Source organism: Mycobacterium szulgai (assembly GCF_002116635.1).
GTDB lineage: Bacteria > Actinomycetota > Actinomycetes > Mycobacteriales > Mycobacteriaceae > Mycobacterium > Mycobacterium szulgai.
Genome location: NZ_LQPW01000075.1, coordinates 47,315 through 59,208 on the forward strand (window position 1 = coordinate 47,315; position 11,894 = coordinate 59,208).

At 67.0% G+C, this 11,894-nt stretch carries 13 protein-coding genes; 6 read left to right on the forward strand and 7 right to left on the reverse strand.

Annotation, left to right across the window (positions count from 1 at the left end):
- Nucleotides 1-167: 167 nt before the first annotated feature.
- The gene (locus tag AWC27_RS12515; protein WP_085670770.1) at nucleotides 168-599 is read left to right on the forward strand and encodes a hypothetical protein; all 432 of its coding nucleotides are present in this window, start codon (nucleotides 168-170) and stop codon (nucleotides 597-599) included.
- On the opposite strand, the gene AWC27_RS12520 is transcribed toward AWC27_RS12515, so the two are convergent.
- Genes AWC27_RS12520 through AWC27_RS12530 form a run of 3 tightly spaced genes read right to left on the reverse strand, consistent with a single transcriptional unit; the run spans nucleotide 551 to nucleotide 2,726 of the window.
- Nucleotides 551-1,033 (reverse strand): GNAT family N-acetyltransferase, encoded by a 483-nt coding sequence (locus tag AWC27_RS12520; protein ID WP_085670771.1) that lies wholly within the window; start codon nucleotides 1,031-1,033, stop codon nucleotides 551-553. The two genes, AWC27_RS12515 and AWC27_RS12520, sit on opposite strands and share 49 nt — an antisense overlap.
- The gene (locus AWC27_RS12525) at nucleotides 1,030-2,130 is read right to left on the reverse strand and encodes an isochorismate synthase (RefSeq protein WP_085670772.1); all 1,101 of its coding nucleotides are present in this window, start codon (nucleotides 2,128-2,130) and stop codon (nucleotides 1,030-1,032) included. Before AWC27_RS12525 ends, AWC27_RS12520 begins: the two co-directional genes overlap by 4 nt.
- Entirely contained in the window at nucleotides 2,124-2,726 is a 603-nt protein-coding gene (locus AWC27_RS12530) for an acid phosphatase (RefSeq protein WP_085670787.1), read from the reverse strand. The genes AWC27_RS12525 and AWC27_RS12530 overlap by 7 nt, the downstream gene beginning before the upstream one ends.
- A gap of 137 nt (nucleotides 2,727-2,863) precedes the next feature.
- On the opposite strand from AWC27_RS12530, the gene AWC27_RS12535 reads away from it, so the two are divergent.
- On the forward strand, nucleotides 2,864-3,664 hold the full coding sequence (locus tag AWC27_RS12535) for a ParA family protein (RefSeq protein ID WP_085670773.1): 801 nt from the start codon (nucleotides 2,864-2,866) through the stop codon (nucleotides 3,662-3,664).
- Nucleotides 3,665-3,669: 5 nt separating this feature from the next.
- Here the strand turns inward: AWC27_RS12535 and AWC27_RS12540 are convergent, their stop codons facing one another.
- Together AWC27_RS12540 and AWC27_RS12545 are read right to left on the reverse strand one after the other, a co-directional pair.
- Nucleotides 3,670-4,884, reverse strand: a complete 1,215-nt coding sequence (locus AWC27_RS12540; RefSeq protein ID WP_085670774.1) for an Rv3212 family protein — start codon at nucleotides 4,882-4,884, stop codon at nucleotides 3,670-3,672.
- A 27-nt stretch (nucleotides 4,885-4,911) separates the two neighbouring features.
- The gene (locus AWC27_RS12545; protein ID WP_085670775.1) at nucleotides 4,912-6,414 is read right to left on the reverse strand and encodes a DEAD/DEAH box helicase; all 1,503 of its coding nucleotides are present in this window, start codon (nucleotides 6,412-6,414) and stop codon (nucleotides 4,912-4,914) included.
- A 255-nt stretch (nucleotides 6,415-6,669) separates the two neighbouring features.
- Between AWC27_RS12545 and AWC27_RS12550 the strand changes: the two genes are divergently transcribed.
- Nucleotides 6,670-7,365: a ferritin-like fold-containing protein gene (locus AWC27_RS12550; protein WP_085670776.1), complete on the forward strand. Its 696-nt coding sequence runs from the start codon at nucleotides 6,670-6,672 to the stop codon at nucleotides 7,363-7,365.
- A 4-nt stretch (nucleotides 7,366-7,369) separates the two neighbouring features.
- Here AWC27_RS12550 and AWC27_RS12555 read toward each other — a convergent pair whose 3' ends face one another.
- Nucleotides 7,370-8,125, reverse strand: coding sequence for a hypothetical protein (locus AWC27_RS12555; RefSeq protein ID WP_085670777.1), 756 nt, complete (start codon nucleotides 8,123-8,125; stop codon nucleotides 7,370-7,372).
- 205 nt (nucleotides 8,126-8,330) lie between these two features.
- Between AWC27_RS12555 and AWC27_RS12560 the strand changes: the two genes are divergently transcribed.
- Nucleotides 8,331-8,588, forward strand: coding sequence for a DUF3107 domain-containing protein (locus AWC27_RS12560; RefSeq protein ID WP_083111088.1), 258 nt, complete (start codon nucleotides 8,331-8,333; stop codon nucleotides 8,586-8,588).
- Here AWC27_RS12560 and fasR read toward each other — a convergent pair.
- Nucleotides 8,575-9,261 carry an HTH-type transcriptional activator FasR gene (gene fasR, locus AWC27_RS12565; RefSeq protein WP_085670778.1) on the reverse strand — a complete coding sequence of 229 codons (687 nt, stop codon included), beginning with the start codon at nucleotides 9,259-9,261 and terminating at the stop codon, nucleotides 8,575-8,577. The two genes, AWC27_RS12560 and fasR, sit on opposite strands and share 14 nt — an antisense overlap.
- Nucleotides 9,262-9,438: 177 nt before the next feature.
- Here fasR and AWC27_RS12570 point away from each other — a divergent pair, with 177 nt between their 5' ends.
- Together AWC27_RS12570 and moeZ are read left to right on the forward strand one after the other, a co-directional pair.
- Nucleotides 9,439-10,452 carry a DUF3152 domain-containing protein gene (locus AWC27_RS12570; RefSeq protein WP_085670779.1) on the forward strand — a complete coding sequence of 338 codons (1,014 nt, stop codon included), beginning with the start codon at nucleotides 9,439-9,441 and terminating at the stop codon, nucleotides 10,450-10,452.
- A 94-nt stretch (nucleotides 10,453-10,546) separates the two neighbouring features.
- On the forward strand, nucleotides 10,547-11,740 hold the full coding sequence (gene moeZ / locus AWC27_RS12575) for an adenylyltransferase/sulfurtransferase MoeZ (protein ID WP_085670780.1): 1,194 nt from the start codon (nucleotides 10,547-10,549) through the stop codon (nucleotides 11,738-11,740).
- Nucleotides 11,741-11,894 lie beyond the last annotated feature (154 nt).

The following is an 11,894-nucleotide window of genomic DNA, read 5'->3' on the forward strand; positions in this document are numbered from 1 at the left end:
CGCGCAGCAGCGTGAGGTACGGCCCGTCGACTGTGTGCTCGCGGCCTCGAGTGTGCTTGCAGGGCGGGCAGATCGCGATCTGGCCGCCCTGGCGACACAGTCAAAGCCGCCAGCGCACACTCGACGGGCCGTAAGGTCGCTACGGCCGCCATGACTACGCTGACGCTGTGACTGGTAGCGCCCCGCCGACCGTACGTGCCGCGGGAGTGATCGTCGCTGTTGAGGGCGCGGCGGCCCTGGTGATCGCGGCGGTTCTGGTGGTGCGCGGGCTCGCCGGTGCCGACCAGCACATAGTCAACGGGCTGGGTACCGCGGTCTGGTTCGTGCTGGTCGGCGGTGGGGTCCTCGCCGGGGGATGGGCTTTGATTGTCGGTAAGCGATGGGGCCGCGGGCTTGCGGTGTTCGCCCAGCTATTGCTGCTGCCGGTGGCGTGGTACCTGGCCGCGGGTTCGGGCCAACTGGCGATCGGGATTCCGGTGGGGGCGGTGGCGCTGTGCGCGCTGGCACTGCTGTTCAGCCCGCCCGCCGTGCGCTGGGCCGCGAGCGGCCATCAGCGCGGGTCTGCTAGTGCCGCCAACTCCGGGCCGGACAACCTGTAGGTAGTCCACTCGCGCTGCGGCTGCCCGCCGATCCCGTCATACAGTGCGATCGCATCGGCATTCCAGTTCAGCACCGCCCAGGACAACCGCGTGTAGCTGTTGTCTAGGCATTCCGCCGCCAGCGTGGCCAGCAACAACCGGGCCAGGCCGCGGCGGCGAAACGGCGGCCGCACATATAGGTCCTCCAGATGGATCCCCGCGACGCCATCCCACGTGGAGAAGTTGAGAAACCACAGCGCCATCGCCGCGACCTGGCCGTCGATCTCAACGACGTGGCCGTGCAATGTTGGTGGCACGCCGAAAAGCGCCGTAGCTATTTGCTTTTCGGTGACGGTACATTGGTCGGCGGCGCGCTCGAATTCGGCGAGCTCGTGGATCATGGCCACAATATCGGCGACGTCGTCGCGAAGGGCCCGGCGGATGTCGTGGGTCACTGCGATACCCCCAACGCGGTCAATATGGTGGCGAATTTAGTTGTGGTTTCGTCGACTTCGTCGTCGGGGTCCGATTCGGCGACGATGCCACCGCCGGCGCGCGCGAGGGCGCTGCGGCGATCGGCCGACAGTTGCGCACAGCGAATCGACACCACCCAGCGCCCGTCGCCTCGCTCGTCGCACCAGCCCACGGCACCGGCGTAGAAGCCGCGGTCGCCTTCCAGCGCGGCGATGAGTTCGATGGCGTCTCGGGTCGGAACCCCTCCGACCGCGGGAGTGGGGTGCAAGGCCAACGCCAAATCGATTGCGGTGGTTGAGGTATCGCGGAGCCGGCCTTTGATGGGCGTACAGAGGTGCCAAACCGCCGCGGTGCGGCTCAACTGTGGCTCGGACGCGATCGTCAGGTCCTCGCAGAGCGGCTCGAGAGCTGCGCGCATGGTGTCGATCACCAACCGGTGCTCGTGGCGGTTCTTGGCCGACCCGGCCAATGCGGCACCGTTGGCTGCGTCGAGTTCGGGATCCGCTGCTCGAGGTGCTGAGCCGGCAAACGGCTGGCACACAACGCGGTCGCCGAATCGCGCAACCAGCAGTTCCGGGCTGGCGCCCACCAGAGCCGCTCCCGCGTAGTCGCCACCCGCGGCGGTCAGGTCGACCAGATAGGCGTTGGCCGTCGGGTCGGCGGCGACCAGTCGGCGCAGGATCATGCGCGCATCCAGCGGTCCGTCGGCGGTCAGTTCCAACGCCCGCGCCAGTACCACCTTGAGCAGCGGGTTGTCCGGTGCGGCGAGTTCGTCACGGGCGCGGCTGATCCGGTCGCGGTATTCGTCAAGCGGGGGGACGATCGCGCCGATGTGCACCGCGGGCAGCGGACCGGTTGGCCAGTTGGGCATCGCCTCGAGGCGGCGCACCCCGCCCGGTGTGATCAGTGCGACCGGACTGTTCGCGTCGAAAGGCAACGCGCCCAACACTATTGGCGCGGTTCCGGAGCGCAGTGCCGCCTGCGCCGCCCCGATGTCGCAGTACCGCGTCCGCACCCCGTCGGCAATCAGGGCCCCGCCCGGCCCGGCCAGCGCGAACGGTGGTTCGCCGGTTAACAACTGACCGGGTGACCGGTCAGCCCGAGCAGCCGAAGCTGTCGCATCCCATGCTCGAACCCGCAGACTGCGATCGACCCGGTAACCATGCCGAAGCGGCTGCCCTCGATGAGCGGCAGCTCCCCCCAACGGGTGATCACCGCACGAGAGAAGTGGCCGTGGCTGACAAACACCACGTCACGCGATTCCATATTCTCCAGGGCCAGAGCCACGGCGCGGTCAGCGCGATCGCTGACCGCAGCGACGCTTTCACCGTCGGGGCATCCGTGCGTCCACACCAGCCAATCCGGATCGGATTGCTGGATCTGAGGTGTGGTCAGGCCCTCGTACGCGCCGTAGTCCCATTCGGCAAGTAGCGGCGACACCTCGTCGACGTCAAGACGTGCGAGTTCGGCGGTGACCAGGGTGCGTCTACGTGGACTGCTGATCACCAGCGGGTCCTTGAGATTGAGCTGTTGGAGCACCTGCGCGGCCGACTTGGCCTGGGCCCGGCCGGTTTCGGTGAGTTCGATGTCGGTGCGGCCGGTGTGCTGACCAGATTTCGACCACTCGGTCTCGCCGTGGCGGAACAACAGCAGTCGATGGTTGTGCACGCTCATGTAGACCGATTCTGCCTGAGACACGCCGGAGCCATGCCGGGCCTGTCGCCCGAACCGGAGCGAGGAGAACATGCCAGGATGGGCAGTGTGCGCGCCGGCGACGATGCAGATGCCAGTGATGGGGAGGAGCGGCGCTTGTGGCTGAGATGAGGGTACTGGCGGTTGCCAACCAGAAGGGTGGAGTGGCCAAGACGACCACGGTTGCCTCGTTGGGTGCGGCGATGGTGGATATGGGACGGCGGGTGCTGCTCGTCGACCTGGACCCGCAGGGTTGCCTGACCTTCTCACTTGGTCAAGATCCCGACAAACTACCGGTGTCCGTGCACGAGGTGTTGCTCGGCGAGGTCGAACCCAGCGCCGCATTGGTCGACACGGCCGAGGGAATGACGCTGCTGCCCGCCAACATCGACCTGGCGGGCGCCGAGGCGATGTTGTTGATGCGCGCCGGGCGTGAGTATGCGCTCAAGCGCGCGCTGGCCAAACTCTCCGACCAGTTCGACGTGGTCATCATCGACTGCCCGCCGTCGCTGGGTGTGCTCACACTCAACGGTCTCACCGCTGCCGACGAGGTCATCGTGCCGCTGCAGTGCGAGACGCTGGCCCACCGTGGCGTGGGCCAATTCCTGCGTACGGTCGCCGATGTCCAGCAGATCACCAACCCCAAGCTGCGGCTGCTGGGTGCGCTACCCACGCTGTACGACTCGCGGACCACGCACACGCGCGACGTGTTGGTCGACGTCGCCGACCGCTACGAGCTGCCGGTGCTGGCGCCACCGATCCCGCGCACGGTGCGCTTCGCCGAGGCCAGCGCGTCAGGCTCCTCGGTGCTGGCCGGCCGCAAGAACAAGGGCGCGGTGGCCTACCGCGAGCTGGCGCAGGCGCTGCTCAAGCACTGGAAGTCCGGCAAAGCACTGCCCACCTTCGCCGTCGAGCTGTAGCGCGGTCAGCCCAGCACCACCAGGGTGTCGCCGCGCTGCTCGATGACCTTGGAGCCCGAGACGAGCGGGATCACCGCTGAGCCGCTCGGCGGCCGGTCAACCGGGATGTAGCGATTGTTCGCTCCGCTCACCGGGTCATAGACGCCGATCGCGCCCGTCACCGGCACCAGCAGCTGACCCGCCATCATCACGCCCGGCCCCAACGGAGCCGTCGTTTCGCCCGCGACGATGGTGTAGCGCGGCGTCAGGCTGCCGGCGTCGAAAACCATCAACGTGTCACCCGTCCACCAGGTCACCAGATTTCCGGACTGCGACACGACCGCCGAGGGCGACGGCGGCTTGGCCAGCAGAGTGCTCGACACCGTGGTTCCGGACTGGTCGATCACGTCGACCCGGGGCTGCGGCGCCGGCAGGTACACGGCGGTGTTGTTCTGCGAGACGACGAGTACGCGGGCCCCGGTGCCCGGCCGAATCCCGGGTTCGGGCACGAACTGCTGCTGCGGTTCGTCGTCTTCCTTACCCGGTCGAAGCAGGACGAGCCGCAGGTCGGCCTGATTAGCGCAGGCCTCCAGCACAGCTACCGCCGACGAGCTTGCCGTGGCCGATTCCAGCGTGCATCCGGAATGCAGTCCCCGATTCGACGGCTTCACCCGGGCGTCGGTCTCCCCATAGGCCATCATCCGCACCATGTCTGACCGCCACAGCTCCAGCCGGGTATTGCCGGCCGACAAGACCGTTGTGCCGTCGGAGGACAGGCGCACCTGCGGATCGGCGTAGCTGCTGCGGGCAGGCCCACGGTTCCCGGTGGATCCATCGATGGTGCTGACCTGGCCGCAGCCGCGGCTGTCCCGGTAAACGGCGACGGCGTAGTGGTAGACCCAGCTCACCCCGCACAAATCGGTGTCGCGGGTATAGCTCCACAAGGCCTCGCCGGTGGCCGGATCGCGTCCTTGCACCTGGCGCCCGCCAGCGGTGACCACTGTCCCGCCCACCGCCACCGGGACACGGGTGGCCGGGCTGGGAGCCGTCCACAACTGCTTGAGCGGGGCGGGCACTTCCCGGGCCGGAGTCGGGCTGGGCGCCGGAACGGCGGCCGGTCTGCTGATCGTGGCCCGCGCATCGCTGGTCCACCAGATCAGTGCAGCGACCGTGCCGATGACGATCGCGATCGCCGCGGCCGCCAGCAGATCAACCTTGGTCCGGCGTTCGGGTTTGACCATGCGCGAGCGTGGCTCAGTCGGGCCGGCTCAGTTGGCCGGCGCCGCGGTGTCTGCAGGTTTGCGGCGACGACGGCGGCGTCGAGCCGTACCGGCGCTGCCGGACGGTGCGTCCGACGCGCTGCAGGGGCCAGCCTCCGATGCGCCGTCGCCGGCGGCGGTGTTCGTGGCGGGATGCCCGGTGACCGGCTTACCGCCCCGCGTGCGCCGCCGCCCCCGAGAGCTGCGCGCACGCTGAGTCTTCGGACCGTCTTGGCTGGGCTCGCGGCGCTTGGCCGGCGATTTGGGGGGCGGGCCGACGTTGCCGGCGACGTCGTCCGGGATGGCCAGCTCGGTGTACAGGTGCGGTGAGTTGGAGTAGGTTTCCGCCGGATCGGGGGAGCCCAGGCCGAGCGCCTTGTCGATCATCTCCCAGCGTGGCAGCTCGTCCCAGTCCACCAAGGTGACCGCGACGCCGGTGCGCCCGGCGCGGCCGGTGCGCCCGATCCGGTGGACGTACATCTTCTCGTCCTCGGGGCACTGGTAGTTGATGACATGGGTGACGTCGTCGATGTCTATGCCGCGCGCGGCCACGTCGGTGGCGACCAGCACGTTGATGTCGCCGCCGCGGAAGGCCTTGAGCGCCTTTTCACGCGCGATCTGCCCGAGATCTCCGTGCACGGCGCCGACCGCGAAGCCGCGCTCGTTCAAATCGTCGGCGACCTTCTGCGCGGTGCGCTTGGTGCGGGTGAAGATCATCGTCGCGCCGCGGTCGCGGGCCTGCAGGATCCGGCTGACCAGCTCCACCTTGTCCAGCGCGTGGGCGCGGTAGACGAACTGCTCGGTGGTGTCGTGTACGGCCAGGGAGTGCGGGGCCTCGGCCCGGATGTGAGTGGGCTGAACCATGAACGTACGGGCCAGCGTGATGATCGGGTCCGGCATGGTGGCCGAGAACAGCATCGACTGCCGGTCCGCGGGAATCTGGCGCAGGATGCGCTCGATGTCGGGCAGAAAGCCCAAATCGAGCATCTCGTCGGCCTCGTCGAGGACCAGTACCGACAACCCGCCGAGCTGAAGGTGGCCCTGCTGGCACAGGTCGAGCAGCCGGCCGGGAGTGCCCACCACTACGTCGGCGCCCTTGTGCAGCGCCTCGATCTGCGGCTCGTAGGCCCGCCCACCGTAAATGGACACCACGGCAAGCGGACGCTCGTCTTCGGCGGTGAGGTACTTGGCCGCGGTGGCCAGGTCATTAGTCACCTGCAGACACAGCTCGCGGGTGGGCACCACGACCAGGGCGCGCGGCGTGCCGTTGAGTGGCCGTACTCCGGTTCCCGAGGAGACGCGGTGCAGCAGCGGCACGCCGAATGCGAAGGTCTTGCCCATGCCGGTGCGGGCCTGGCCGATGAGGTCCTCACCGTTCAGGGCCAGCGGCAGGGTGAGTTCCTGGATAGCAAACGGATGCTCAATGCCCTTTTCGGCCAGTGCGCGGACTATTTCGTCGCGAACTCCGAGTTTGGCAAACGTAGGTTCAGTTGTGCTTTTGAGTGCGGTCATACGCGGATGGAGAGCCTTTCGGTGACGGTATCGGTAATGTGTCGGTTTCTCTGTCGCGGTTCACGCGCGCACGAGTTCCGACTCCGATACGTCGCCGAGTCGCCGGTCCAACAACACCATCCGGGCGGGCCAGCTACGTGCACGCACATTTCTTCGGTAGAAGCAGCACAGAGACGCAGCCTCGACCTTTAACCATGATAACCCGTCGCCAGCAGGCACCCATTTGCTTTTGCTCGTGACGACTAGAGTGTTGCCATGCCCTCGCCCTCATCCGCCGATCAGGTGGCCGATTCGCCCAGGCCACGCCTAGCGGCGGATCATCCAGGCGTCAACGAATTGTTCGCGTTGCTGGCGTACGGCGAGGTGGCGGCTTTCTACCGGCTGACCGACGAGGCGCGCATGGCGCCGAACCTGCAGGGCCGCATCTCGATGGCGAGCATCGCCGCCGCCGAAATGGGGCACTACGAGCTGCTGCGCGATGCGCTGGTGAGTCGCGGCGTCGACGTGGTCCCGGCGATGGCCAAGTACGCCTCGGCGCTGGAGAACTACCACCGCCTGACGACGCCGAGCACTTGGCTGGAAGCCCTGGTCAAGACCTATGTCGGCGATGCCCTGGCCGCTGATCTGTACCTGGAGATCGCCGACGGGCTGCCCGACGAGGTTGCCGACGTGGTGCGGGCCGCGCTGTCGGAGACCGGACACTCCCAGTTCGTCGTTGCCGAGGTGCGCGCCGCGGTGACCAGCAGCGGCAAGCAGCGCAGTCGGTTGGCGCTGTGGTCTCGGCGCCTGCTCGGCGAGGCGATCACCCAGGCCCAGTTCCTGCTCGCCGACCACGACGAGCTGGTGGATCTGGTGGTATCCGGCACCGGTGGCCTGAGCCAGCTGAGTGCATTCTTCGACCGGCTGCAGAACACCCACGACAAACGGATGCGCGAACTCGGTCTGGGTTAGCCTTTCAGCGCGTGCAGGTCGCCATCATCCCGTCGCTGGTCGACGCCTTCACCAACTGACCCTGCGCGTTGACGATCGCACAGTTGAGATGACCGTGCAGGCTGGTCGCGATGACGGATTCGGTCTGCACCCCGGGGTTGAGGACCACCACCCGGGTCCATGGCAGCGCCACGTTGAACTCGGTCTTGGGGAAGCCCCGCTCGTCGGTGTAGACCACGGTCACCAGGTCGAGGAGCTGCTTGGTTCCGGACACGCTGTAGACGACGGCGCGAGGGTTCAGGGCGGCACCCGGGGGTAGGGCGACTTGCGGCGGAACGGCGTCCGGCGTTCGGGTCGGCAGCGTACTGGGCCAGGGGCTGGTGGGTGTCAGGGTGACCACGGTCTCCGGGGGGAGCTGGGGCCGCACGCTAGTGCTGGGCGGTGCCGTGGTTCCGGGTGCTGTGGCGCTGGGCGACGTGCTCGGGATCGGGTGCGGCGTAGTGGACAGCACCGGCCGCGGCGTCGGCGCCCCGATGGTCGCCTTGGTGGTGGCGCTGTCGCCGCTGTTGATGATGACCGCGGTGGCGATCGCGCCGATCGCGATCACGCCGCCGAGCAGCGCGGTGACCGGGCGCCAGCGCCGATCGGCCGGCCAAACCAGCTCTCCGTAGCCGTCCTCGAATTCAGAGTCGGCTTCGTCAGTGTCATAGGCCTCGTCATAGCCCTCGTCGTCCGGGTAGTCCCGGACGCCGTCGTAGAGGCTGTTAGCTGTGGTACTGATGTTGCCGATGGTATAGACGTGAAACCGCTGGCAGGACCGTCGCGCGGCATGTCAATCGGGCTGGGACCGAACCGTGATTAAGCCGTTTCGCTAAGCGCGAAGCGTCCTGGGGGGGCCGGGGCGCCATGCGGCCGGGGCGTGTCCACTAGCCTGCTGCTGACACCGCTGCGACGAAATGGCGCGATTTTTGAAGGAAGGGGCCAGCGTGGAGGTCAAGATCGGTATCACGGACAGTCCGCGTGAGCTGGTGTTCGCCAGCACACAGACGCCCGGTGAGGTCGAAGAACTCGTCAACAACGCGCTGCGCGAGGGTTCGGGCGTGCTGAGCCTGACCGACGAGCGGGGGCGTCGCTTCCTGATCAACACCACCAAGATCGCCTACGTCGAGATCGGCGTTGCCGATGCCCGCCGGGTCGGCTTCGGGATCGGTGCTGAGGCGGCGGCGAAGGCTACGAGCGGGTAAGGGGCACGTGCGACAGTCCGCCCCAGGCGAATTGCACGGTGCCGTCGACGGCGTCCGATTTGGAAATCGGACGGTCTGAGTCCAGCCAGTATCGGGCGCAGTCCACGCTGATGCCGACCAGGCCCACCGCGATCATCCGGGCGCGATGCGGATCCAGCCCGGAATCGGCGCTGATCAGAGCGAATACCGCGTCGGTGCAGGATTCGGTGGCCACCCGCACCTCCGCAGCGACCTCCGGCTCGGTCACATAGTCGTTCTCGAAGATCAACCGGTAACCCTGGCTGTCGTGCTCGATGAAGTCGAAGAACGCCTGCACCGCCGCGTGCAGACGCTGGCGGTTGTCGGTGGTGGTGCGCAGTGCCTGCTGCACGCCGGAGACCAGATTCTCCACATGCCGGTGCAGCACCGCCAGGTACAGCTCCAGTTTGCTGGAAAAGTGTTGGTACAGAACGGGTTTGCTGACGCCGGCACGGTCGGCGATCTCGTCCATGCCGGCCGCGTGATACCCGTGGTCGACGAAGACGTCGCTCGCGACGATAAGCAACTGGCCACGGCGCTCATCGCGGGGTAACCGGTTGCCGCGCCGGTTGGAGGGCGCCGACGCGTCGGTCGACCGGGTGCGTTCGGCCGATCTGACGGCACGCCTCTGCGCCGCCTTGACGAGATCGCTCATCGGTCCTCAATCTGATTCGCGCCGGATATCCATCCCCGCGGCCCGCATATTTGTCGCAACGACATTACTACCCGAGGTGCCGGTAACCGATGTTTCGGTGCCCACAGAAGTCAGTCAGAAGCCGTATTCGGGCGCGCCAGGGGTCGCCGTCGCGGTCGGCTGTGTAATCCTGGGAAAATGACGTCCCCACGCCCCGGGCGAGTGCCTGTGCTGCGTGAGGAGTGGCGTGAACCGTTGCGGGCCCAGCGCGACCCGCTGGCCTCCAGCGCCGGGCGGACCCGCGCCGACCGCGAACGCCCACGTCAATGGCGCAAACAAACCTGGCTGGGACGGTTCGTCTCGACGTACGGCTGGCGCGCGTACGCGCTGCCCGTTCTGGCAGTGATCACGGTGGCGGCGGGTTACCAGACGGTGAGCGGGATGGGTACGGCGAAGCCGACGACGGCCCACGCCGTCCACGACCCCCCGGCTATCGGTGTGGTGGGCACGGCGATCATCGACACGCCGCCCAAGGGCTTGTCCGCCTTCGACGCCAACCTGCCGGCCGGGACACTGCCAGATGGCGGTCCGTTCACCGAAGCCGGCGACAAGACCTACCGGGTGGTTCCGGGCGCTACGCCGCAGTTCGGTCAGGGCACCGCGAAGGTGTTCCGCTACACCATCGAGATCGAGAACGGTCTGGACCCCACCATGTACGGCGGGGACAACGCATTCGCCCAGATGGTCGACCAGACGCTGGCCAATCCCAAGGGCTGGACGCACAACCCGCAGTTCGCCTTCATCCGAATCGATAACGGCAAGCCGGACTTCCGGATTTCGCTCGTCTCACCGATGACGGTGCGGGTGGGATGCGGCTACGAATTTCCGCTGGAGACGTCCTGCTACAACCCGTCCTTCGGGCCGGACCGGCAGTCGCGGGTATTCATCAACGAGGCGCGCTGGGTGCGCGGCGCGGTCCCGTTCGAAGGCGACGTCGGGTCCTACCGGCAGTACGTGATCAGCCACGAGGTCGGGCACGCCATTGGCTACCTGCGCCACGAGCCGTGTGAGAGCCAAGGTGGCCTGGCTCCGGTGATGATGCAGCAGACGTTTTCCACGTCGAACAACGATGGGGCGAAGTTCGACCCCGATTTCGTCAAGCCCGACGGCAAGACCTGCCGGTTCAATCCCTGGCCGTACCCGATCGCCTGACGGCGATGAGTGCAGGGAAGCCTGCCGAGATGATTGCCGTTGATTCGGGCAACTGCTGTGATGGTTAGAGCTGATAAGACCGAGGAGATGTCCGGTGTCATCGTCATTGCCGCCGCTAGTTGAGCCCGCGGGCGCGCTCACCCGCGAAGAGGTGGCGCGCTACAGCCGTCATCTGATCATTCCCGACGTGGGCGTGGACGGGCAGAAACGACTCAAGAACGCCCGGGTGCTCGTCATCGGTGCCGGCGGGCTCGGCTCGCCGACGTTGCTCTACCTGGCGGCCGCCGGCGTCGGCACCATCGGCATCGTCGACTTCGACGTCGTCGACGAATCCAACCTGCAGCGCCAGATCATCCACGGCTCGGCCGACGTCGGGCGCTCCAAGGCACAGTCGGCACGCGACTCGATCGTTGACATCAATCCTTTGATCGACGTGCGGCTGCACGAGTTCCGGCTGGAGGCCGACAACGCCGTCGACCTGTTCAGCCAGTACGACCTCATCCTGGACGGCACCGACAACTTCGCGACGCGCTATCTGGTCAACGACGCCGCGGTGCTGGCCGGCAAGCCGTATGTGTGGGGGTCCATCTACCGGTTCGAAGGACAGGTGTCGGTGTTCTGGGAGGACGCTCCGGCCGATGAGGCCGGCAACGAGCGCGGCCTCAACTACCGCGATCTGTACCCCGAGCCGCCCCCGCCCGGCATGGTGCCGTCCTGCGCCGAAGGCGGCGTGCTGGGCATCATCTGCGCCTCGATCGCGTCGGTGATGGGCACCGAGGCGATCAAGCTGATCACCGGGATCGGCGAAACGCTGCTCGGACGATTGATGATCTACGACGCGCTGGAGATGAGCTACCGCACGATCAAAATCCGCAAGGACCCGTCGACGCCCAAGATCATCGAGCTGATCGACTACGAAAACTTCTGCGGCGTGGTGTCCCCGGAAGGCGCTGCCGTCGCCGCCGATTCCACCATCACCCCGCGGGAGTTGCGCGAGATGCTCGACTCCGGCAAGAAACTGGCCCTGATCGACGTTCGTGAGCCGGTCGAGTGGGACATCGTGCACATCGACGGCGCTCAGCTGATCCCGAAATCGTTGATCAGTTCCGGCGAGGGGTTGGCTCAGCTGCCGCAGGACCGCACGACCGTGCTGTACTGCAAGACCGGGGTGCGCTCGGCCGAAGCGCTGGCCGCGGTGAAGCAGGCCGGTTTCTCGAATGCGGTCCACCTGCAGGGTGGGATCGTGGCGTGGGCCAAGCAGATGCAGCCAGACATGGTGATGTACTAGCCGAAAGCCCGAAGTTCCTCTGCTAGGCCTGGATCGTCGCGCTCCTCAGCGCGTCGTGACGACGCGCATCGTCGCCCGACTAGACATCCCAGGTTCGTAAGTCGTCAAGCAGCGGCTGTCCTGCGGTGTGCCCAGGCGGTGTGTTCGTTGTAGG